The 20,990-nt window shown below is 67.3% G+C and carries 27 protein-coding genes, 1 tRNA gene and 1 pseudogene; 16 read left to right on the top strand and 13 right to left on the bottom strand.

The window, feature by feature from the left end; translation table 11 throughout:
• Positions 1-8: 8 nt before the first annotated feature.
• On the bottom strand, positions 9-842 hold the full coding sequence (locus ACFSC3_RS11755; RefSeq protein WP_380940626.1) for an outer membrane protein assembly factor BamD: 834 nt from the start codon (positions 840-842) through the stop codon (positions 9-11).
• A gap of 116 nt (positions 843-958) precedes the next feature.
• Here ACFSC3_RS11755 and ACFSC3_RS11750 point away from each other — a divergent pair, with 116 nt between their 5' ends.
• Together ACFSC3_RS11750 and ACFSC3_RS11745 are read left to right on the top strand one after the other, a co-directional pair.
• The gene (locus ACFSC3_RS11750; RefSeq protein ID WP_380940625.1) at positions 959-1,798 is read left to right on the top strand and encodes a class I mannose-6-phosphate isomerase; all 840 of its coding nucleotides are present in this window, start codon (positions 959-961) and stop codon (positions 1,796-1,798) included.
• 80 nt (positions 1,799-1,878) lie between these two features.
• Complete coding sequence (locus ACFSC3_RS11745) at positions 1,879-2,445, top strand: glycine zipper 2TM domain-containing protein (RefSeq protein ID WP_380940624.1); 567 nt, start codon at positions 1,879-1,881, stop codon at positions 2,443-2,445.
• Between the two features lie 54 nt (positions 2,446-2,499).
• On the opposite strand, the gene ACFSC3_RS11740 is transcribed toward ACFSC3_RS11745, so the two are convergent.
• Positions 2,500-2,721, bottom strand: coding sequence for a hypothetical protein (locus ACFSC3_RS11740; RefSeq protein WP_380940623.1), 222 nt, complete (start codon positions 2,719-2,721; stop codon positions 2,500-2,502).
• Positions 2,722-2,867: 146 nt separating this feature from the next.
• Between ACFSC3_RS11740 and crcB the strand changes: the two genes are divergently transcribed.
• From crcB to ACFSC3_RS11710, 6 genes are all read left to right on the top strand, one after another.
• A complete protein-coding gene (crcB, locus tag ACFSC3_RS11735) occupies positions 2,868-3,242 on the top strand; it encodes a fluoride efflux transporter CrcB (RefSeq protein WP_380940622.1) in 375 nt (124 codons plus the stop codon).
• Positions 3,239-4,453 carry an RluA family pseudouridine synthase gene (locus ACFSC3_RS11730; protein ID WP_380940621.1) on the top strand — a complete coding sequence of 405 codons (1,215 nt, stop codon included), beginning with the start codon at positions 3,239-3,241 and terminating at the stop codon, positions 4,451-4,453. The genes crcB and ACFSC3_RS11730 overlap by 4 nt, the downstream gene beginning before the upstream one ends.
• A gap of 218 nt (positions 4,454-4,671) precedes the next feature.
• The gene (locus tag ACFSC3_RS11725) at positions 4,672-5,271 is read left to right on the top strand and encodes an FMN-binding negative transcriptional regulator (RefSeq protein ID WP_380940620.1); all 600 of its coding nucleotides are present in this window, start codon (positions 4,672-4,674) and stop codon (positions 5,269-5,271) included.
• A complete protein-coding gene (locus ACFSC3_RS11720) occupies positions 5,268-5,954 on the top strand; it encodes an HAD-IA family hydrolase (RefSeq protein ID WP_380940619.1) in 687 nt (228 codons plus the stop codon). The genes ACFSC3_RS11725 and ACFSC3_RS11720 overlap by 4 nt, the downstream gene beginning before the upstream one ends.
• Complete coding sequence (locus ACFSC3_RS11715; protein ID WP_380940618.1) at positions 5,951-6,160, top strand: hypothetical protein; 210 nt, start codon at positions 5,951-5,953, stop codon at positions 6,158-6,160. The genes ACFSC3_RS11720 and ACFSC3_RS11715 overlap by 4 nt, the downstream gene beginning before the upstream one ends.
• Positions 6,157-6,852, top strand: coding sequence for an ATP12 family chaperone protein (locus ACFSC3_RS11710; RefSeq protein ID WP_380940617.1), 696 nt, complete (start codon positions 6,157-6,159; stop codon positions 6,850-6,852). The genes ACFSC3_RS11715 and ACFSC3_RS11710 overlap by 4 nt, the downstream gene beginning before the upstream one ends.
• A 133-nt stretch (positions 6,853-6,985) precedes the next feature.
• On the opposite strand, the gene ACFSC3_RS11705 is transcribed toward ACFSC3_RS11710, so the two are convergent.
• Positions 6,986-7,537 carry a Fur family transcriptional regulator gene (locus ACFSC3_RS11705; protein WP_380940616.1) on the bottom strand — a complete coding sequence of 184 codons (552 nt, stop codon included), beginning with the start codon at positions 7,535-7,537 and terminating at the stop codon, positions 6,986-6,988.
• 105 nt (positions 7,538-7,642) lie between these two features.
• Between ACFSC3_RS11705 and ACFSC3_RS11700 the strand changes: the two genes are divergently transcribed.
• Positions 7,643-7,719, top strand: a tRNA-Pro gene (locus ACFSC3_RS11700).
• A 358-nt stretch (positions 7,720-8,077) separates the two neighbouring features.
• Here the strand turns inward: ACFSC3_RS11700 and ACFSC3_RS11695 are convergent.
• From ACFSC3_RS11695 to ACFSC3_RS11670, 6 genes are all read right to left on the bottom strand, one after another.
• Complete coding sequence (locus ACFSC3_RS11695; protein ID WP_380940615.1) at positions 8,078-9,016, bottom strand: DUF808 domain-containing protein; 939 nt, start codon at positions 9,014-9,016, stop codon at positions 8,078-8,080.
• 19 nt (positions 9,017-9,035) lie between these two features.
• Positions 9,036-9,692 (bottom strand): guanylate kinase, encoded by a 657-nt coding sequence (gene gmk, locus ACFSC3_RS11690; protein WP_380940614.1) that lies wholly within the window; start codon positions 9,690-9,692, stop codon positions 9,036-9,038.
• A gap of 308 nt (positions 9,693-10,000) precedes the next feature.
• Positions 10,001-10,207: a hypothetical protein gene (locus tag ACFSC3_RS11685; RefSeq protein WP_380940613.1), complete on the bottom strand. Its 207-nt coding sequence runs from the start codon at positions 10,205-10,207 to the stop codon at positions 10,001-10,003.
• Positions 10,204-10,419 carry a hypothetical protein gene (locus ACFSC3_RS11680; RefSeq protein ID WP_380940612.1) on the bottom strand — a complete coding sequence of 72 codons (216 nt, stop codon included), beginning with the start codon at positions 10,417-10,419 and terminating at the stop codon, positions 10,204-10,206. The genes ACFSC3_RS11685 and ACFSC3_RS11680 overlap by 4 nt, the downstream gene beginning before the upstream one ends.
• Before the next feature lie 53 nt (positions 10,420-10,472).
• The gene (gene fumC, locus ACFSC3_RS11675; protein ID WP_380940611.1) at positions 10,473-11,855 is read right to left on the bottom strand and encodes a class II fumarate hydratase; all 1,383 of its coding nucleotides are present in this window, start codon (positions 11,853-11,855) and stop codon (positions 10,473-10,475) included.
• 367 nt (positions 11,856-12,222) lie between these two features.
• On the bottom strand, positions 12,223-12,702 hold the full coding sequence (locus ACFSC3_RS11670; protein ID WP_380940918.1) for an SspB family protein: 480 nt from the start codon (positions 12,700-12,702) through the stop codon (positions 12,223-12,225).
• Positions 12,703-12,801: 99 nt separating this feature from the next.
• Between ACFSC3_RS11670 and hisB the strand changes: the two genes are divergently transcribed.
• The 6 genes and pseudogenes from hisB to ACFSC3_RS11640 all read left to right on the top strand — a co-directional run bounded on the left by hisB (position 12,802) and on the right by ACFSC3_RS11640 (position 16,655).
• The gene (gene hisB / locus ACFSC3_RS11665; protein ID WP_380940610.1) at positions 12,802-13,389 is read left to right on the top strand and encodes an imidazoleglycerol-phosphate dehydratase HisB; all 588 of its coding nucleotides are present in this window, start codon (positions 12,802-12,804) and stop codon (positions 13,387-13,389) included.
• 1 nt (position 13,390) lies between these two features.
• Complete coding sequence (locus tag ACFSC3_RS11660; protein ID WP_380940609.1) at positions 13,391-13,699, top strand: YciI family protein; 309 nt, start codon at positions 13,391-13,393, stop codon at positions 13,697-13,699.
• Positions 13,696-14,298 (top strand): imidazole glycerol phosphate synthase subunit HisH, encoded by a 603-nt coding sequence (gene hisH, locus ACFSC3_RS11655; protein ID WP_380940608.1) that lies wholly within the window; start codon positions 13,696-13,698, stop codon positions 14,296-14,298. The genes ACFSC3_RS11660 and hisH overlap by 4 nt, the downstream gene beginning before the upstream one ends.
• Before the next feature lie 163 nt (positions 14,299-14,461).
• A pseudogene (gene hisA, locus ACFSC3_RS11650) lies at positions 14,462-15,172 on the top strand (1-(5-phosphoribosyl)-5-[(5-phosphoribosylamino)methylideneamino]imidazole-4-carboxamide isomerase); the annotation flags it as partial.
• A 125-nt stretch (positions 15,173-15,297) separates the two neighbouring features.
• Positions 15,298-16,056, top strand: a complete 759-nt coding sequence (gene hisF, locus ACFSC3_RS11645) for an imidazole glycerol phosphate synthase subunit HisF (RefSeq protein WP_380940607.1) — start codon at positions 15,298-15,300, stop codon at positions 16,054-16,056.
• A gap of 284 nt (positions 16,057-16,340) precedes the next feature.
• The gene (locus tag ACFSC3_RS11640) at positions 16,341-16,655 is read left to right on the top strand and encodes a phosphoribosyl-ATP diphosphatase (protein WP_380940606.1); all 315 of its coding nucleotides are present in this window, start codon (positions 16,341-16,343) and stop codon (positions 16,653-16,655) included.
• Positions 16,656-16,745: 90 nt separating this feature from the next.
• Here the strand turns inward: ACFSC3_RS11640 and ACFSC3_RS11635 are convergent, their stop codons facing one another.
• The 3 genes from ACFSC3_RS11635 to proS all read right to left on the bottom strand — a co-directional run bounded on the left by ACFSC3_RS11635 (position 16,746) and on the right by proS (position 20,003).
• Positions 16,746-17,927, bottom strand: a complete 1,182-nt coding sequence (locus tag ACFSC3_RS11635; protein WP_380940605.1) for a BaiN/RdsA family NAD(P)/FAD-dependent oxidoreductase — start codon at positions 17,925-17,927, stop codon at positions 16,746-16,748.
• Between the two features lie 121 nt (positions 17,928-18,048).
• Positions 18,049-18,468, bottom strand: a complete 420-nt coding sequence (locus ACFSC3_RS11630; protein ID WP_380940604.1) for a hotdog fold thioesterase — start codon at positions 18,466-18,468, stop codon at positions 18,049-18,051.
• Positions 18,468-20,003: a proline--tRNA ligase gene (gene proS / locus ACFSC3_RS11625; RefSeq protein ID WP_380940603.1), complete on the bottom strand. Its 1,536-nt coding sequence runs from the start codon at positions 20,001-20,003 to the stop codon at positions 18,468-18,470. The genes ACFSC3_RS11630 and proS overlap by 1 nt, the downstream gene beginning before the upstream one ends.
• Before the next feature lie 111 nt (positions 20,004-20,114).
• Here proS and ACFSC3_RS11620 point away from each other — a divergent pair, with 111 nt between their 5' ends.
• Positions 20,115-20,414: an alkylphosphonate utilization protein gene (locus tag ACFSC3_RS11620; RefSeq protein ID WP_380940602.1), complete on the top strand. Its 300-nt coding sequence runs from the start codon at positions 20,115-20,117 to the stop codon at positions 20,412-20,414.
• A 111-nt stretch (positions 20,415-20,525) separates the two neighbouring features.
• Here the strand turns inward: ACFSC3_RS11620 and ACFSC3_RS11615 are convergent, their stop codons facing one another.
• Positions 20,526-20,975, bottom strand: coding sequence for a DUF983 domain-containing protein (locus ACFSC3_RS11615; protein WP_380940601.1), 450 nt, complete (start codon positions 20,973-20,975; stop codon positions 20,526-20,528).
• Positions 20,976-20,990: the final 15 nt, after the last annotated feature.

The following is a 20,990-nucleotide window of genomic DNA, read 5'->3' as shown; positions in this document are numbered from 1 at the left end:
GTCGCCCCTCAGCTCTTCACCGGCTTGAGCGCACCCACCGGGTCCTTGGCCGGCTGCGGCGGCAGGACCGGATTTTCGTTCATCAGCTTGTACGCCCGCTCGTACCAGTCGGTGCCCGGATAGTTGGCGCCGAGCACGGCAGCCGACTTCTTCGCCTCTTCGCGCACGCCAAGGGCGAGATAGGTCTCGACCAGGCGCATCAACGCCTCCGGCGTGTGGCTGGTCGTCTGATACTGCTCGACGACGCTGCGGAAGCGCATCGAGGCGGCGAGCCACTGGCCGCGGCGTTCGTAGAAGCGGCCGATCTCCATTTCCTTGCCCGCCAAGTGGTCGCGGACCAGGTCCATCTTCAGCCGCGCATCGGCGGCATAGCGGGTGTTCGGATAGCGGCGGCTGAGTTCGCCCAGCGCGTCCATCGCCTGCTGCGTGATCTTCTGGTCGCGGGTCACGTCGCTGATCTGCTCGTAATAGCTGAGCGCGATCAGATAATAGGCATAGGGAGCGTCGCGGTTGCCGGGGTGGACCGACAGGAAACGCTGCGACGACTGGATCGCCTGGGTGTAATCCTGCGCGAGGTAATAGGAGAAGGCGCCCATGACCTGCGCGCGGCGTGCCCAGATCGAATAGGGATGCTGGCGTTCGACCTCGTCGAACAGCGCGGCGGCTTCCTTGTAGAGGCCGCGGTCGAGCCGGTCCTTCGCCGCGGAATAGAGCGTGCCCACGTCGCGCGCGACATAGGGCGTGTCGGCCCTGTTGCCGCCCCGCCCTGCGCAGGCAGAGGTGACGAGCGCGGTGAGGACCAGGGTGGAGAGCGCGGCGGCGCGGGATACGGACATACGCATGCTGGAGCCGCGTTTAGCGGAGCGGAGCGCGGGCTCAAAATGATTTTACGTGTGGCCGAAACCGGCTAGGCGCAGCTGTCGTTGTGCGACCGCACAATTTGCCTGGGGACCACCGCATGACCGCCACGAAGCTCGCCACCCACCGAGTCGAAAAGCCCTGGGGCCGCCACGACCTGTGGCCGGGCTTTGCCGATCCGGCGAAGGACGGCGCGCCCATCGGCGAGGTCTGGTTTCAGACGCCGGGCGACAGCGAACCCGACCTGCTGGTGAAATATCTCTTCACCTCCGAGAAGCTGTCGATCCAGGTCCACCCCGACGACGAACAGGCCCATGCCCGCGGCCTGCCGCGTGGCAAGGACGAATGCTGGCTGATCCTGGCGGCCGAACCGGATTCGACGATCGCGATCGGCACGCACGAACCCGTGGATGCCGAAACGCTGCGCGCCGCCGCGCTCGACGGGTCGATCGAGCAGCTGGTCGACTGGAAGCCGGTCAAGGCGGGCGACTTCTTCTATTCGCCCTCCGGCACCATCCATGCGATCGGCGCCGGGCTGACGGTGATCGAAATCCAGCAGAATTCGGAAACGACGTACCGGCTCTACGACTATGGCCGTCCGCGCGAGCTGCATCTGGACGACGGTATCGCCGTGACCGACGCCGAGCCGTTCGTGCCGCAGCCGGCGCCGGGTCGCGTGTCGGAGGATCGTGAGATCCTGGTCGAGGGGCCGAAGTTCGTGCTGGAGCGCTGGTCGGCGGGCACGCGCGACGTGACGTTGCCCGATGGCGTCAGCGGCTGGCTGGTGCCGATCACCGGGTCGGGCACGGCCGACGACGTGGCGTTCACGGCCGGCGAGTGCGTGACGGTCACCGGCACCGCGACGATCGCCAGTGATGACGACGCCGACCTGCTGTTTGCCTACCCCCTCACGCAGCGGATCGACCTGTCGATTAGGTGAACGCGACGTAGTTTACGGTTCACGCAACTCCAGACATTTGCACGGCGTTCTTCCCGCATTCCATCTCACAGGAGCATGTTATGCGTACCGCCATTCTGGCACTGGCTGCCGCTGCGACCGGACTGACCGCCCTTCCGGCCGCCGCGCAGCAGACCCCGCGCGAGGCTGCGCGCGACTATAACCGCGACGTCCGCGATGCCCAGCGCGACTATGAGCGCGACCTGCGCAACGCCGATTCGCGCCGTGATGTCCGTGACGCGCGACGCGACTATAACCGCGATGTGCGCGACGCCCGCCAGGACTATCGCCGCGATACGCGCAACTGGCGCCAGTATCGCAACTACGACTATAATCGGTACGAGCGTGGCCAGAACCGCTATTATGCCGACCGCTATTACCGTGACGGGCAATATTATCAGGTCCGCCGCCTGGGCCGGAACGACCGCATCTATCGCGGCTATGACAACCGCTATTACTGCCGTCGCGGCGACGGCACGACCGGTCTGATCGTCGGCGGTGTCGCCGGCGGGTTCCTCGGCAACGCGCTGGATCGGGGCGGTTCGGGCCTGCTCGGCACGCTGCTCGGCGCCGGCGGCGGGGCGCTGCTGGGTCGCGAGGTCGACCGCGGCAACGTGCGCTGCCGCTAAGCGACTAAGTGGAAACGCAGGAGGCCCGGCGAGCGATCGCCGGGCCTTTTTCTATCAGAGGACGCCGCCCAGGATCGACCCGCGCACGATCGCGATGACGATCAGCACCAGATTGATGTTGCGGCCGGTGTTCTTGCTGGACAGCATGCCGATGATCAGGCCGACGATGGCGATCGGCAGCGCAAGCCAGTTCAGCCAGCCGAGCAGCGGAACGACGCCCGGGATCACGAAGATCAACGCGACCAGGCCGGTGAGGATCGAAAGGATATTGAGCATGCCGGCAATATGGGGGCGAACGGGTGTGTTTGCAAGATAATACACTTCCGTGTCCCCGCCCCTTCCGCACTTGTCGAAGCCGGACCGTCGGGTATCCCCGACAATCAAAAGGTGACGCCAACGCGCGTCCGCGCTACCGCGGGAGCATGGGCAACCTCTTTATTGTGATGGCCGGCGGGGCGGTCGGGTCCGGTGCGCGGCATCTGTTCGGGCGGTGGACGCTCGCGACCTTCGGGCCGGATTATCCCTGGGGCACGCTGGGCGTGAACCTGATCGGCGGGCTGCTGATGGGCCTGCTGGTCGGCAGCCTCGCGCGTGCCGGGGGCAGCGAGCCGGCACGTCTGCTGCTTGGCGTCGGCGTGCTCGGCGGTTTCACCACCTTCTCCGCCTTCAGCCTCGACACCGCCCTGATGATCGAGCGTGGCGCGCTGGTGATGGCGGCGGGATATGTCCTTGCCTCGGTCATCGGCGCACTCGCCGCGCTGTTCGGCGGGCTGGCCATCGCACGGAGCATCGCATGAGCGAGGTTCGGGAATTTAAGGTCGGGGCCGACGACGACGGCATCCGGCTCGACCGCTGGTTCAAGCGGCACATGGCCGACGTCAGCTTCAACACCGTCTCGCGCTGGGCGCGCACCGGGCAGTTGCGCGTCGACGGTGCGCGCGTGCAGCCGGGCGACCGGTTGGCGGCGGGCCAGATCCTGCGCGTGCCCCCCGCCGAGGCACCGACGCCGGCCAAGCCCGGCCGACCGAAGCGCGAGCGCCCGCCGCTGAGCGACGACCAGATCGATTTCGCGCAGAACATGGTCATTCACCGCGACGCACAGGCGTTCGTGCTCAACAAGCCGCCGGGCCTGGCGACGCAGGGCGGGACCAAGACCGACGAGCATGTCGACGGACTGCTCGACGCGCTGCAATATGACCTCGAAGGCCGGCCGAAGCTGGTCCACCGGCTCGACAAGGATACGTCGGGCGCGCTGCTCGTCGCCCGCACCGCGCGCGCGGCGGCCTATTTCTCGAAGAGCTTCTCGGGCCGTACCGCGCGCAAGATCTATTGGGCGCTGGTCACCGGTGTGCCGGACATCGCCGACGGCCTGATCGACCTGCCGATCGCCAAGCAGCCCGGCACCGGCGGCGAGAAGATGCATGTCAGCGAGCATGAGGGCCAGCCCTCGCGCAGCCGCTACCGCGTCATCGAACGCGCCGGCAATCGCGCTGCGTGGGTCGAGCTGCAACCGCTGACCGGGCGCACGCACCAGTTGCGCGTCCATATGGCGGCGATCGGTCATCCGATCGTCGGCGACGGCAAATATGGCGGGGCCGACGCCTTCCTGACCGGCGGGGTCAGCCGCAAGATGCACCTCCACGCACGGCGCATCCGCATCGACCATCCCGATGGCGGGCGGGTCGACGTGACGGCGGAATTGCCCGAGCATTTCGCCGATAGCATGAAGCTGCTTGGCTTCGACCTGACGCTCGGCGATCGCCCGCTGGAGGACGAAGGCCCCGCCCCGACCCGCGCCGAGGAAAAGCAGAAGGCCAAGGCGCACGCCAAGACCATCCGCAAGGATCGCAAGGGCGAACGCCGCGGGCGTGGCGACACGCGCGCCGAAACTGCGAAGGACGCACCCAAAGGACGACGGGCGCCGGTCAAGGGCAAACCCGCTCCGGCACGGGGCAAGCCGGCTCCGGACAGATCCAAGCCCCCGCCGCGGCCTCGGGGTAGGACGTGAGGAAGATTTGACTCACACGAAGGCACAAAGACACGAAGATTTTCAGGATTTCACGCTGACGGAGAATATGTTCGGCCGTCTCGCGCCAGCGAGGCACTTGAAAGCCGCTTCGCGGCAGACGTATTGCCGCCGCCCCCTTTCGTTTCTCTTCGTACCTTCGTGTCTTCGCGTGATTCAAACCTAATTCTCCCCAGCCCACCTGGTACGACTGAGAAGAAATGCACCCCAATCCCTCCTTCCGCTGGGACGACCGCGACGCGCTACGAGTCTTCGTCCGCGACATCGCGTTCGGCCAGTTGTTCGCACAGACCCCAGACGGATCACGCGTTGCGCAGGTGCCGGTGGTGTGGCTCGACGACACGACGCTTGGCCTGCACCTCGCCCGCGGCAATGGGCTGACCCGGCATCTCGACGGCGCGACCGCGGTGTTCGCGGTGCTGGGGCCGGACGGCTATATCAGCCCCGACTGGTACGACCTCGACCCCGATCAGGTGCCGACGTGGAATTATGCGGCGGTCGAACTGGAGGGAACGGCGCGCCGGATGGACCGCGACGCCCTGATCGCGCAGATCGACCAGCTGACCGCGGAGAACGAGGCACAGCTCGACAAGCCCGCCTGGACCCGCGCGAAGATGGACCCGCGCAAGTTCGATGCGATGCTGAACGCGATCACCGGCTTCACGCTGGAGGTTACCGCGTGGCGCGGCACGCTGAAGCTCGGGCAGAACAAGCCTGACACCGCCCGCCTTGCCGCCGCCGACGCCAGCGAGGCGGCGGGCCGTCGCGGGATCGCGCAGCTGATGCGGGGGCTGGCATGACGCGTCTCGCGCTGTTCGATTGCGACGGCACTTTGGTCGATTCGGCCGCCAACATCTGTTTGGCCGTGGAGCGCGCGTTCGACGCCCATGCGCTGGCCCCACCATCGCGCGCGGCGATACGTGGCATCGTGGGCTTGAGCCTGCCGCAGGCGATGGCGGTGCTCCACCCGCTCGCCGACGGGGCGTTCCACGACGTGCTCGCGCAATCCTACAAGGACGCGTTCGTCGCGATGCGGGGCACGCCCGATTTCGCGCACGAACCGCTCTATCCCGGAATCGCCGAAGCACTGGCGACGCTGGCCGACAGCGGCTGGGCGTTGGGCGTCGCGACCGGCAAGTCCGACCGCGGCCTGTCGATCATCCTTGCAACGCACGGCCTGACGTCCGCCTTCGTCACGCTCCAGACCGCCGACCGCCATCCATCGAAGCCGCATCCCGCAATGGCGCGCGCGGCGATGACGGAGGCCGGGGCGCTGCCTGCCGACACGGTGATGATCGGCGACACCAGCTACGACATGGCGATGGCCGTCGCGGCGGATGCGCATGCGGTCGGTGTCGCCTGGGGCTATCATCCGCGTGAGAGGCTGGCCGCCGCCGGTGCGGCCTGGGTCGTCGATCATGCCGACGATCTGCCCGCGACGATGCTTGCCTGCGTCGCGCGACCCTCTATCTCGGCGGCATGAGCGAAGACACACAGGCCCGCAACCGCTGGTTCGCGATCGTTGCCACACGGCTGGCCGCGACGGCGGGAGCCGTCCTCGGGCTGCTCCTGCTGGCGCGGGCGACCGATTGGCCGACCAAGGTGCTGGGCGTCGCGATCGTGCTTGCCGCGCTCTACATGATGGCGGTCGTCCCGCGCGCGCTGGCGCACCGGTGGCGCAGTCGATGAAGCGCTTCTGGACGGATGTGACGGTTACCGCAGAGGGCGACGCGCAAGGCATAGCCCTCGACGGCAAGCCGATCCGCACGCCCGGCCGCGCCCTGCTGACCGTCCCGACGCGCGCGCTGGCCGAGGCGATCGCCGATGAATGGCGCGGCGTGGAGGGCGATGTCGACCCCCGGGCGATGCCGCTCACCGGCCTAGCCAACGCGAGCATCGATTCGATCGCGCGCGACCCGGCGGGCTTTGCCACTACATTGGCGAAATATGGCGAAAGCGACCTGCTCTACTACCGCGCCGAAGAGCCCGCGCCACTCGTCGAGCGCCAGCGGGCGGCCTGGGACCCCGCACTCGACTGGGCGCGTACGCGATACGACGTGCATTTCGAAACCGCGACCGGCGTGATGCACCGCGCCCAGCCGCCCGCGACGATCGAACGGCTGCGCGAGGCGACGGCAGCGCGCGACGCCTTCGCGCTCGCCGGGCTGCATCATATCGTCACCGTCACCGGGTCGCTGGTGCTGGCGCTCGCGCTGGCCGAAGGCGCTATGACGCCCGACGCCGTATGGCACGCGGCGCGGATCGACGAAGACTGGCAGATTGAGATGTGGGGCGAAGACGACCTCGCCGCCCAGGCAACCGCGGCGCACAAGGCGGACTTCGACGCCGGGGCTCGGTTTCTGGCGCTACTGTTGAACTGAAGGCAAAGTCATTCGCCGTTCTCGACCCCGTTCACCCTGTGCGAAGTCGAAGGGCAGTCCTACAACAGGTGCTTCGACTGCGCTCAGCACGAACGGATGCCCCGCCCAGTCTCGAAGGCGCGACCGTTACAGGCTAGTTCGCCTGCCCTTCGCCGCACGTCGCACAGGTCCCGCGCACCTCGATCACCGGCCGCACCGGCGCGAAGCCTGCGCCGCTGGCTTTTGCGCGCACCGTGTCGGTGATGCGGTCGTCGTCGATATGCGTGGTCTGGCCGCAGCTGTCGCACACCAGGAAGATGCAGTCGTGCAGGCAATCGGGATGCGCGTTGGCGACATAGGCGTTGGCGCTTTCCACCCGCCGCGCCAGGTTCGCGCCGACGAACAGGTCAAGGATACGGTAGACGCTGTTCGCCGCCACGCGCCGCCCCTGCGCCTTCGACACGGCCTCTGCGATGTCATAGGCAGATGCCGGCTTCTCGAAGCCGGCCAGCGCATCAAACACCTGCGCGCGCATCGCGGTCCATTGTTCGCCGGCCTTGACCAGCGCCGCCTCGGCCGCACTGGCCAGCGCGTCGCCGCTGTGTTCGTGGTGATGATGATGCGCCATGTAACCGATGTAAGCCTCTGTTCGATCGGGAACAAGCCGGCCGCCGCCACGCGCCAAAATCGCCGCGGTCGTGGACATGCCGAAAGGCTGGCGCGGAATCCTGAAATCACCGCTTGAAACCCCGCCCCACCCCCGATATAGGCCGCGCCTCGCCAGCAGGGGTTCGCCCCCGTCGGCGCCGGTCGGGGAATAGCTCAGCCTGGTAGAGCACTGCCTTCGGGAGGCAGGGGCCGGAGGTTCGAATCCTCTTTCCCCGACCAATTTTCCTGCGGTCGCGACGACGCGACGATGCCGTCTAGGGAGACGGCGCAAGCGATATCGATGGTGAGACGCGACGGACGGCCGAGTAACGGACCGATCTGCGTCGGATTTCGTGCACCGGTGCCGTCCGGCGCATCGGCCTTTTCAGCCCTTACGCTTGCCAACGCTTCGGCCTGCGCCGCAGCGCAGCTATGCTGAACGCCAATCGGACTTAGTCGCAACGCCAGCGCCTGAAGACATCTGCTACGTTCGCCCCCCGTTCGCCCTGAGCGAAGTCGAAGGGCAGCCCTCCACCAAGTGGTTCGACTTCGCGCATCACGAACGGTTGAACAAAGCCGATCGAATCGACCCTAAGCCTCAGTGCGCCCCGCGTGCCTTCGCGACAGCATGGTGGATGGCCACGATCACGCCACCGACGATCCCGCCGACGATCGCAGCACCGATCGCGCCGACGATCCAGTGGACCACGCCATGCGCGACCGGGACGGCATTCGCCGCGCCTTCCGCGACATGCTCGATCGTATGCGGGATTGCGCCCAGCCCGAAGACCTCCAATCCGTGCGAGATGATGCCGCCGCCGACCCAGATCATCGCCGCAGTGCCGATGATCGACAGCGCCTTCAGCAGCTTCGGCATCGCCGCGACCAGGCCGCGGCCGATCGTCTGCGCGGCGGACGAGCCGGATTTGGCCAATCGCAGGCCGACATCGTCCATCTTCACGATCAGCGCGACGACGCCGTACACGCCGATGGTGATAGCGATGCCGACGACCGCAAGCACGGCGCCCTGGGTGACGAGCGTTTCGCCCTCCAGGTCCGACAGCGCGATCGCCATGATCTCGCCCGACAGGATGAAGTCGGTCCGCACCGCCCCCGAAACCTGACGCTTTTCCAGCTCGACCGGGTCGGTGATCTCCGCGACCTCGGCCTCGTGATGCTGCCCGGAGAGCGCCTCCCACACCTTCTCCGCGCCTTCGAAGCAGAGATAGGCACCGCCGACCATCAAGATCGGCGTGATCGCCCATGGTGCGAAGGCACTGAGCAGCAGCGCGGCCGGAAGCAGGAACAGCAGTTTGTTGCGCAGCGACCCCAGCGCGATCTTGCCGATGATCGGCAATTCGCGGTCGGGGCTGAGGCCGGTCACATAGCGTGGCGTGACCGCGGTATCGTCGATGACGACACCCGCCGCCTTCGTGCCGGCGCGTCCCGCAGCACCCGCGACGTCGTCGAGCGAGGCGCCCGCCAGCTTGGCCAGCGCGGCGATGTCGTCGAGCAGGGCAACCAGGCCACCGGGCATCGCGTAATCCTCGTAAAGGTCAGACGGTCTTGGTCAGGTGCCGGATCAGCCCGATCAGGCCGGTCTGGCGCGAACGCTTCAAACGCTCGGCGGCCAGAATGGTCCGCACATGCTCGAAGCATTGTTCCACGTCGTCGTTGACGAGGACATAGTCATAGCCGTCCCAGTGGCTGACTTCGTTCGCGGCCCGCGCCATACGGGCGTCAATCACCGCCTGGCTGTCGGTCGCGCGGCGCTCCAGCCGCTGGCGCAGCTCGGGCATCGACGGCGGCAGAATGAAGACGCGGACCACGTCGCCGCCGGCCAGCTGGTGCAGCTGCTGCGCGCCCTGCCAGTCAATGTCGAACAGGATGTCCTGCCCCTCGCCCAGCATGTGGAAAACGTCGGTCTTCGGCGTGCCGTAGCGGTGGTCGAAGACGTGCGCCCATTCCAGGAACTCATGCTCGTCGACCATCTCGCGGAAGCGTTCGAGATCGACGAAATGATAATCCTTACCATCGACTTCGCCGGGGCGCATCGCGCGGGTGGTGTAGCTGACCGAAACCTTCAGATCCTGTTCGGCCGCGAGCAGCTTGCCCGCGATCGTCGACTTGCCCGCGCCCGACGGCGAGGACAACACGAACATGAGGCCGCGGCGCTTGAAGCCGTGCGGATCGGATTCGGTACGGGTCGGCATCGCGTGCCTCTGACGCGCGCGGGCGGCGGGGTCAACCGGGGTTGGCTTGGGGTCGTTGACGGAACCAGGCCATTCCCTCGTGCAGACAGGCGGCGCGTCCGTCAGATTTCGTTCGCCCTGAGCCTGTCGAAGGGTCGTACTGCGATGCCAACGTCATTCGCTCGCGGCACGAACTACGGTGCTTCGACAAGCTCAGCACAAACGAGGATGAAACACCGTCGCGGTCGCAGTCCAGGCTTTGATCCTCCGCGCGATCCGCGACGGCTCGATCCTCAACGTGGTGACGCTCGCATCACCCGTGGAGGCGATCAGAAATTGGCAGGGCGCCTGGACGCCTTGTGGCGGTCGTACGCCTTCTTGGCGACATAACCACCGCCCAGGATCATGCCGAGCGGACCCATGCGCCGCAGCATACCCGCTGCCGCCATGCCCATCACGGCGCCCTTTGCACCGCCCGACCCGTCGCGACGGTCCATTTCGCGCCCGACGAGCGCGCCGATAATCTTGCCGATCATGATCCTGTCCTTTTCCCGAAAACCGAGTCCTTGGCGACTTCGAGGCCCTTGAGCACGCCCCAGCCGACCGCATAGGTCACCGCGATCGGCACGAGCGTGCGCACGACGATCGCGGTCGCCGCGCCCGCCAGCGCGCCGTCCATCGTCGAGTCGTCACCGTCCGCTCCATCGATCGCGCCGCCGATGAGGGCGCCGAGGGCCGTGCTCAACATAGATTGCCTCCTCGTTCGTCGCGGTGAAGCGCTGAGCCGGCAAACAAGTTCCGTCAGATCATCGCATCGGGCCGGACGACGCGGTCGAAGGTGGCTTCGTCGACCAGCCCCAGCTTCAGCCCGGCCTCCTTCAGCGTCAGGCCATGCTCATGCGCATGCTTGGCGATCTTGGCCGCGTTGTCGTAGCCGATCTCCGGTGCGAGCGCGGTGACCAGCATCAGCGATCGATCGACCAGCTCGCGGATGCGACGCTCGTCCGCTTCCAGCCCCTCGACGCAGCGCTCTGCAAAACTCTCCATCCCGACCGCCAGCAGGTCGATCGAGCGCAGGACCGCCGCGCCGATCAGCGGCTTGAAGACGTTGAGCTCCAGATGACCCTGCATCCCGCCGACCGTCACGGCCGTGTGGTTGCCGATGACCTGCGCGGCGACCATCGTCAGCATCTCGCATTGGGTCGGGTTGACCTTGCCCGGCATGATCGAGCTGCCGGGTTCGTTCGCTGGCAGGACGAGTTCGCCGATGCCCGAGCGTGGGCCGGAACCGAGCAGGCGGATGTCGTTGGCGATCTTGGTCAGCGCCACGGCGAGGACCGACAACGTACCGGACACGTCGACCAGCCCGTCGTTCGACGCCAGCGCCTCGAACTTGTTGTCGGCGCTGGTGAAGGCGAGGCCGGTCAGCTCGGCCAGCGCCGCCGCCATCGCCGGACCGAACCCGTCGGGCGCGTTGAGCCCCGTGCCGACCGCCGTTCCGCCTTGTGCGAGCGGAAACAGGTTGCGCTCCGACGCCTTGGTGATGCGGACGAGCGCGTTCTGAAGCTGCGCGACATAGCCCGAAAATTCCTGCCCCAGCGTCAGCGGCGTGGCATCCTGCAAGTGCGTGCGGCCGATCTTGACCAGCCCCGCCCAGCCTTGCGCCTTTTCGTCGAGCGCCCGCGTCAGCCGCTCGGCGGCCGGAGCCAGCTTGTCGCGGATCGCCAGCGCCGCCGCGACATGCAGCGCGGTCGGAAAGCTGTCGTTCGACGACTGCCCGCGGTTGACGTCGTCGTTGGGATGGACCGGCGTCTTGCCGCCCCGCGTGCCCGTCAGCACTTCGTTGGCGCGCCCCGCGATCACCTCGTTGACGTTCATGTTCGACTGGGTACCGCTGCCCGTCTGCCAGATGACCAGCGGGAACTGATCGTCGAGGTGGCCGGCGGCAACCTCCGCAGCGGCCGACTCGATCGCATCGGCCTTCTCGCGACCCAGATCGTCGCGGTTCACCCGCGCCGCGGCCTGCTTCACCAGGGCCAGCGCATGAATGATACCGATCGGCATGCGTTCGCTTGGCGCGAAGGGAAAATTCTCGATCGATCGCTGCGTCTGCGCGCCCCAATAGGCGTCGGCAGGAACCTCGATGGCGCCGATCGAGTCGGTTTCGGTTCGGGTGGTGGTCATGCGCGAAATATGCGTGGCCTAAGGCGGTTGTTCCACCCCGCCCTCGTCCCGCCGCCGCGAAGCTTCTTTGATAAGTCCTCGCCGCTTTGCGGAAACCGTCATCCTGACGAAAGTCAGGATCCAGGGCCAAGCAAAACAACGGTTTGGGCAGAGAAACCCTGGATTCCGGCGTTCGCCGGAATGACGGAAAAGAAGGGGGAGATTTTCGCGGAGGGCCGCCTTCCTGAGAGAGAGAGCGGGTGTTTCCGGAGACAGCCGTCATGGTAGTAAATCCCATGACGTCGGTCGCTGCATGGCCGCGCCGGCCGGCGGTTCGCGTCGCGCAGTCGCGCGACCGGCGATTAGCATTCGCTACTCGCCTCGCTCCCTACTTCTTTCGCTTGAAATCCACCGCCACGACGTTCGACCCGTCCTCGACCGGCTTCGCGATCGGCTCGTCATTGTCCGCCGGTTCGTGCGGCTCGACATCGCCCTCGTCGTTTGCCTGGAAGCGCAGTTCGAAGTTGACTGCCGGATCGTGGAAGCCGGTAATCGCCGCGAACGGGATGACCAGGGTCGAGGGTACCTGATTGAACGACAGGCCGACGGAGAAGCCCTTGTCGGTCACCGTCAGATCCCAGAAACGATGCTGGATGACGATCGTCATCTCGTCCGGGAAACGCTCTATCAGCCGCTTGGGAATGTCGACGCCCGGCGCGCGGGTCTTGAAGGTGATGTAGAAGTGATGCTCGCCGGGGAGCCCGCCCGACTCGGCAATGCTGCCGAGCACGCGGCCGACGACGGCGCGCAGCGCCTCCTGCACGATCTCGTCGTACGGAATCAGGCTATCGGCTACACCCGTGGTCATGCCCGCCTTGCTGACGCCAATCGGCGTGTCGGTCAAGCTTGGGCATCGACAAAGCAACATTGATTGCATGGCGCGCCCGCCGCGCTATTGGCTCGCCCCATGCGCACCGCCACCATCGCCCGCAAAACCAGCGAGACCTCGATCGATGTGACCGTCGGCCTGGACGGCACCGGCCGCTACCAGATCGCGACCGGGGTCGGCTTCTTCGATCACATGCTCGAACAGCTTTCGCGCCATTCACTGATCGACATCGAGGTAAAGGCGGTCGGCGACCTGCATATCGACGAGCATCACACCGTCGAAGATACCGGCCTTGCGCTGGGCCAGGCGATCGCCCAGGCGCTGGGCGACAAGCGCGGCATCCGTCGCTACGGTGACGCGCTGTCCCCGATGGACGAGACGCTGACCCGCGTGGCGCTCGACATTTCGGGCCGCCCCTGGTTCGTCGGCAACCTCCCCTTCACCCAGAAGCGACTGGGCGAGATGGACACGGAAATGTTCGCGCATTTCTTCCATTCGTTCGCGCAGACCGCGGGACTCACGCTGCACATCGACACGCTGTACGGTGAGAACAATCATCACATCGCCGAAGCCGCGTTCAAGGGCGTTGCGAGGGCGCTGCGCACCGCGATCGAGATCGATCCGCGCAAGGCGGACGCGATTCCGTCGACGAAGGGGACGCTGTAACATGGCCCGCCTCAACGCCGCGCCGGTATCGATCGTCACGTTGACCTATGTCGCGCCGATCGAAGAGGTCGATGCCCAGATGGCCGCCCATGTCGCCTGGTTGCAGGCCGGGATCGACGCCGGTGTCCTGCTGCTGGCCGGGCGCCAGGTACCTCGGACCGGCGGCGTGCTGATCTTCCGCGGCCACCGCGCCGAGGTCGAGGCGCTGGCGGCAAGCGACCCGTTCGTCACCTCCGGCGTCGCGACCTTCGCGGTGACGGAAATGGCGGCCAGCCTGGCGACCGACGCGGTCGCGACCGCCCTGTCGTGACGATCGCGCTGATCGATTACGGCGCCGGCAATCTGAAGTCGGTCCACAACGCGCTGCTCGCCGCCGGTGCGAGCGACATTGCGGTGACGGCAGACGCGGACGTGGTGCGCAAGGCCGACCGCGTGGTCCTGCCCGGCGTCGGCGCGTTCGGCGCCTGCGCGGCGGGCCTGCGGGCGATCCCCGACATGGTGGCGGCGATGGAAGAGGCCGTATTCGCCCGCGCCCGACCGTTCCTGGGCGTTTGCGTCGGCATGCAGCTGATGGCGACGACCGGGTACGAGATGGGCGAGCACGCCGGGCTTGGCTGGATCGCCGGGGAGGTCCGCGCACTGACGCCTGCACCGGGCGTCCGCGTGCCGCACATGGGGTGGAACGATGTGCGTCCGACCACACCCCATCCGCTGATCGTGCCGGGCGAGGCCTATTTCCTGCACAGCTTCGCCTTCGCCGGTGAGAATGTGCTCGCGACGACCGAGCACGGCGGCACCGTGACCGCGGCGATTGGGCGGGACAATTTGCTGGGTGTGCAGTTTCATCCGGAAAAGAGCCAGGCGTACGGGCTGGCGCTGATCGAGCGGTTCCTGACGTGGACGCCGTGACCGCTCCAATTCCTCCTCGAGCTTGCTCGGGGAGGGGGACCGCTCGGCGTAGCCGAGTGGTGGAGGGGCTGGCGAAGTACGCTCCAAGCCCCTCCACCACCGACCTGCGGTCGGCGGTCCCCCTCCCCCAGACAAGCTGGGGGAGGATTTTTAGGAAAGTCCCATGATCATCTTCCCGGCCATCGACCTCAAGCAGGGCCAGGTCGTGCGCCTCGCCGAAGGCGACATGGACCGCGCCACGATCTACGGTGACGACCCCGCCGCCCAGGCCCGCGCCTTCGCGGCCGTCGGCGCGGATCATCTCCACGTCGTCGACCTCGACGGCGCCTTCGCCGGCGGATCGGTCAACGGCGACGCGGTGCGCGGCATCGTCGCCGCTTTCCCCGGCCGGGTGCAGCTTGGCGGCGGTATCCGCACGCGCGATAGCATCGACGCCTGGCTGGACATTGGCGTCGCCCGCGTCGTCATCGGCAGCGCGGCTCTCCGCAACCCGCAGCTGGTGAAGGACGCCGCCCGCGCGCTACCCGGCCGCATCGTTGTGGCGGTCGACGCGCGCGACGGCTTCGTCGCGACCGAAGGCTGGGCCGATGTGTCCGACGTCACCGCCACCGACCTCGCCCGCCGGTTCGAAGACGCCGGCGTCGCGGCGCTGCTGTTCACCGACATCGGCCGCGATGGGTTGCTGAAAGGGTGCAATGTCGAGGCGACGACCGCGCTTGCCCGCGACGTAGCGATCCCGGTGATCGCCAGCGGCGGCGTCGCGGGGATCGACGACATCCATGCGCTGAGGGGACAGCCGGGGATCGAAGGGGTCATCACCGGCCGCGCGCTGTATGATGGGCGGCTGGATTTGACGCAAGCGATCGCGGTGGCGAACCAGACTCCCTCTCCCCCTCGGGGAGAGGGTCGGGGAGAGGGGCAGGTGTCTCACCGAGCGGCCGGTCTCGCTGAGAGCCCGCCCCTCTCCCAACCCTCTCCCCAGAGGGGAGAGGGCACGAAGTGACCGTCCGCGCGCGCGTCATCCCCTGCCTCGACGTGGCGAACGGCCGCGTCGTGAAGGGCGTCAACTTCGTCGATCTGCGCGACGCCGGCGACCCGGTGGAACAGGCGCGCGCCTATGACGCGGCCGGCGCCGACGAACTCTGCTTCCTCGATATCGGCGCATCCCACGAAGGCCGCGATACCATCGTCGACGTCGTCCGCCGGACCGCCGAAGTCTGCTTCATGCCGCTGACCGTCGGCGGCGGGGTGCGTTCGGTCGAGGATGCGCGGACGCTGCTCCTTGCCGGAGCCGACAAGGTCGCGGTCAATTCCGCCGCGGTCGCCCGCCCCGAACTGGTCGCCGACATCGCCGAGCGGATGGGCAGCCAGTGCGTCGTCGCATCGGTCGACGCGCGCCGCGTCGACGGGCGTTGGGAGGTCTTCACCCACGGCGGACGGCGCGCGACCGGAATCGACGCGGTCGCCCACGCATTGAATCTGGCGCGACTCGGCGCGGGCGAATTGCTCGTCACGTCGATGGACCGCGACGGGACGAAGGACGGCTATGACCTCGACCTGATTTGCACCATCGCGACCCAGGTCGACGTGCCCGTCGTCGCTTCGGGCGGGGTCGGCACGCTCGACCATCTGGTTGCCGGAATCGTCGAGGGCCAAGCGTCGGCTGTGCTCGCCGCGTCGATCTTCCATTTCGGCGAAGCCACCGTCGCCGATGCCCATCGCGCCCTCGCCGCGGCCGGCGTTCCGGTTCGGGCTTAACACGACGTTCATTTCGTGCGCATAATGACGGCAAGTGTCGGGCGACCATCGGACAGCAACCAATTGAACGCCACCATCCGCACATGCCAGGCGCTGGCGGTGATGGCGTTCGTGTCGCCCGACACCCATTTTCTTCCAACCCGTTAGCGGCGAATCATCGCAAACGATGTCGCTTCGTCACAGGTCATGCCGACCGTGACCGCTGCGATCTGCGCCGCCCTCTCGATAGGTGAGCGGGGTGACTGGGATTGACGCCGCCACTCGACCAATCCAAGCGGTCGCCCATGGACGCCTTCGCCCAACTCGAAGCCACGATCGCCGATCGCCTGCGCGCCGACCCCGGCAGCAGCTATGTGGCGTCTCTCGCCGCCAAGGGCCGCGCCAAGATCGCGCAGAAGGTCGGCGAGGAAGCGGTCGAAACCGTCATCGCCGCGATCGCCGACGACCGTGCGGGGCTAGTCGGGGAAGCGGCCGACCTGATGTTCCATCTGACCGTGCTGCTGCATCACATGGGGCTCGGTCTTGACGACGTGCGCGCGGAGCTGGCGCGGCGCGAGGGGGTTTCTGGGTTGGTGGAGAAGGCGGGACGCGCTTCCTAGCTAACCACGCTCTTGCGCAGGCGGGAGCCCAGGGTTTCAAAGGACGTCGCCTGTGGCTCTGGGCTCCCGCCTGCGCGGGAGCACGGACGGCTAAATCGCCTCCCCACAGGCCCGACCGCTCGCCCAGGCCCATTGGAAATTATACCCGCCGAGCCACCCAGTGACGTCGACCGCTTCGCCGATCGCGTAGAGTCCCGGCACCGTTTTCGCCTCCATCGTCTTCTGCGACAGCCCGTCGGTCGCGATGCCGCCGACCGTGACTTCGGCCTTTGCAAACCCTTCCGTCCCGTTGGGATGGAAGCGCCAGTCGGCCAGCTGCCGCTCCGCTGCCTCCAGCGCGCGGTCGGGGATGTTCGCCAGTTCGCCCGCCAGCGCCAGCCGCTCGGCCAGCGCGTCCGCCAGCCGTTCGGGCAAGCCCAGAGCCCGCTTCACGCCGACCCGCGGCTGGTCGCGCTTGGCCGTCCGCAACCACCCCGCCGGGCGGTCGGGCAACAGGTCGATCGCCACCGCCTCCCCTAGCCGCCAATAGGACGATGCCTGGAGGATCGCAGGCCCCGACAGCCCCCGGTGAGTGAACAGCGCCGCCTCGCGGAACGCCGCCTTGCCCGCGCGGGCGACGACGTCGGTCGATACGCCGGCGATACCGCGAAACAGCATCTCGTCGCCGCCCAGCGTCAGCGGCACCAGCGCCGGACGCGGCTCGACCACCTTCAGTCCGAAGCGGCGGGCGAGGACATAGGCGAAATCGCTCGCGCCGAGCTTGGGGATCGACGGTCCGCCGGTGGCGATGACGAGCGCCGGGGCCGACGCGGTTCGGTTCCCGAACGTGACGGAGAAGCGCCCATCGGCATGACCGACGTCCCGCACCGGATGCCCGGTCGCGATCGCCACATCTCCCTTCGCACATTCGTCGAGCAGCATGTCGACGATCTGCCCCGCCGATCCGTCGCAGAACAGCTGGCCCAGCGTCTTCTCGTGCCAGGCGATACGGTAGGCGTCGATCAATTCGAGGAAGTCGGCTGCGGTGTAGCGGCCGAGCGCCGACTTGGCGAAATGCGGGTTGGCGCTGATGTAGCGGTCGGGCGCGGTGTGGATGTTGGTGAAATTGCACCGCCCGCCGCCGGAGATCAGGATCTTCTGCCCCACCCGCGGGGCATGGTCGACGACCAGCACCTTGCGGCCACGCTGGCCGGCGGTGGCGGCGGCGAAGAGGCCCGCGGCGCCGCCGCCGAGGATGATGGCGTCGTAGGTTTGGGTTGGTGGAGACGTCATGCCGCTCCCTACACCGTTCGTGCTGAGCTTGTCGAAGCACTGCCCTTTCTTTGAGCGGCAAAGCCTGTCGCCCGAGGAAGAAGGGCAGCCCTTCGACAAGCTCAGGGCGAACGGGTGTAGGTCAGGCCTCGATCACCGCCATCGTGATCCGCGACAGGCACACCAGCTTGTCGGCGTCATCCACGATGCGGATCGTCCACACCTGAGTCGTCCGCCCGATCGCTTCCGCCGTCGCGGTCGCATGAACATGACCCGACATCGCCGGGCGGATGTGGTTGGCGTTGATCTCCAGCCCGACCGCCGCCTTGCCCTCAGGCGCCGCGAGCCACGCGCCGACCGACGCGACCGTCTCCGCCAGCACCACGGAAGCCCCGCCGTGCAGCCGGCCGAACGGCTGGTGCGTGCGATGATCGACCGGCATCCGCGCGGTCAGGCTGTCTTCGCCCACGCCGGTGAACTCGATTCCGACATGCCCGGGCATCGTCGCCGCACCGAGCGCGGTCAGGCGCGACAGGTCGACCGGGCGCTGCCAGATCGCCATCAGTAGGACCGCCCGATCAGCACCCGCTCCACTGCCGGCTCGCCAGTGAAGATGCACGCGCCCGTATCCGTTCCGGTCTGGCCCAGCGGCGCGTTGCGGATGGTCAGCTTCAGCGCCTTCAGCCGCTCGACGACCTTCTCCAGCGCCTCACCGGTCGGCTTCGACCAGCGGACGTCGGCCCAGCCGGGGCGGCCGCCAGTCTCGGCGAACATCCGCTCGATGTCTGCCCAATCGTCGATCGGCGCGATCGCGGCCTTCATCCGCGTCTCGGCCTGTTCGAACAGGTCGCCCTGGATCGCCTCCAGCATCGCCGCCGCCTCGCCAACGAAGGCATCGCGCGGCAGGATCGCCGAGTTGAGCTTGCCGTCCTCGCGGTACAGCGCGGTGCGGCGGATGACCGACACGTTGCCGCCGGCGACGTCGCGCCCGCCGACCTCAATCACGATCGGCGCGCCCTTCTTCACCCAGCCCCAGCGCTTGGTCGCGGCCTTGGCGGGCTTCAGGTCGAGCAGCGCGCGGATCGGTTCGCCCAGCGCCATCTGCTTCGCCAGATCGGCCTGCAACGCCTTGCAGTAATCGACGATCGCCGCGTCCTCGTCATTGTCGCGCAGCATCGGCACGATCACCACCTGCCACGGCGCGATCCGCGGCGGCACACGCAGGCCATCGTCGTCGCCGTGGGTCATGATGACCCCGCCGATCATCCGCGTCGACACGCCCCAACTGGTGGTGTTGGCATAGTCGAGCTCGCCTTCGGCATTCTGGAAACGGATGTTCTGGGCATGGGCGAAATTGGTGCCGAGGAAGTGGCTGGTGCCCGCCTGCAGCGCCTTGCCGTCCTGCATCATCGCTTCGATGCTGTAGGTCGCGACCGCGCCGGGGAAGCGCTCGTTCTCCGGCTTCTCGCCCGCAACGACCGGCAGCGCCAGGCAGCCTTGCGCGAACTCGCGATAGACTTCGAGCATCTTCAGCGTCTCTTCGCGCGCCTCGTCCGCGGTGGCGTGGGCGGTGTGCCCCTCCTGCCACAGGAATTCGGCGGTGCGCAGGAACATCCGCGTGCGCATTTCCCAGCGGACGACGTTCGCCCACTGGTTGATCAGCACCGGCAGGTCGCGCCACGACTGGACCCAGCGCGCGAAGGCGGTGCCGATCACCGTTTCCGACGTGGGGCGCACGACCAGCGGCTCCTCCAGCTTGGCGCTGGGGTCAGGCGTCAGCCCGCCGTTGCCGTCGGCGATCAGCCGGTGGTGCGTGACGACCGCCATTTCCTTGGCGAAGCCGTCGACGTGCTCGGCCTCCTTCTCGAAATAGCTGAGCGGGATGAACAGCGGGAAATAGCAATTCTCATGCCCCGTCGCCTTGATGCGATCGTCGAGCAGGCGCTGGATGCGCTCCCAGATGCCATAGCCCCATGGCCGGATGACCATGCACCCGCGGACGCCCGATTCCTCGGCCAGGTCAGCCTCCGAAATGACGGACTGGTACCAGGCGGCGAAGTCAGCTTCGCGCGTGACGGAAAGGGCGTGCTTGATCATGGGAAGCGCCGATAGCGCGGCGCGGGGCGCACGTCACTATGGCGGCGCCATACCCCCCATAATGGCGGACTCGCGTTGGCGTTCAGGGCGCGCGGCGGCTAAGGCGCGCCCATGTCCGAAGACTATGTGTTCGATGAAGCCAGCGGCGAATGGCTCCCCGCTGCCGAAGCCGCCGCCCGCGCCGCTGCCGCGGATGTCGTGGAAGTCCGCGACTCAGCGGGCAATCTGCTGACTGATGGCGACAGCGTCATCACGATCAAGGATCTGAAGGTGAAGGGCGCCGGCCAGACGCTTCGCAAGGGCACCGTCATCAAGTCGATCCGCCTGACCGGCGACGCGCAGGAAATCGACTGCCGGTTCGACGGCATCAAGGGCCTGGTCCTGCGCGCGGAGTTCGTTCGCAAGCATTGATCACAGCCTCGTCATCCCGGACTTGATCCGGGATCCAGGGCCGCAAGCGATGTGACCCGTAACTCTGGATCCCGGATCAAGTCCGGGATGACCCCGTAGTTGGCTCAGAAATTACTGGTCGAAATCCCCCCGCTCGGTCCCGTGCAGCTTGGACCATAGCGCCTGCGTCCCAGCCTCCTGCGCGCGGTTGACGAATTGAGACGCGACCAGCCAGCCCTTGATCGGCCTGAGCGGCAGCAGCGTCCCCGCAACCATCACCGGCAGCGACGTGACGAGGTGCACCCACCCCGGCGGATCGAACGCAACCTCGATCCACACGACCAGGAAGATCAGCGGCAGCGCAATGATGCAGAGCGAGAAGAACGCCGGGCCATCATCAGGCGCAGCGAAGCGATAGTCGAGATCGCAGACCGCGCACCGGTCGACGATCCGCAACCACGACCGGAACATCCGCCCCTGCCCGCAGCGCGGACATAGGCCCCGCCAACCGCAATGGAGGATCCAGCGGAAGCGGCCTTGGGCATCAGGCGCCGGTGCGGGCTGCGAAGATTCGTCGGACATATCTGGCAGATAGGC

Origin of the sequence: Sphingomonas floccifaciens (assembly GCF_042681125.1) — a bacterium.
GTDB classification, from domain to species: Bacteria; Pseudomonadota; Alphaproteobacteria; order Sphingomonadales; family Sphingomonadaceae; genus Sphingomonas; species Sphingomonas floccifaciens.
This window is presented reverse-complemented; position numbering and strand designations above follow the sequence as displayed.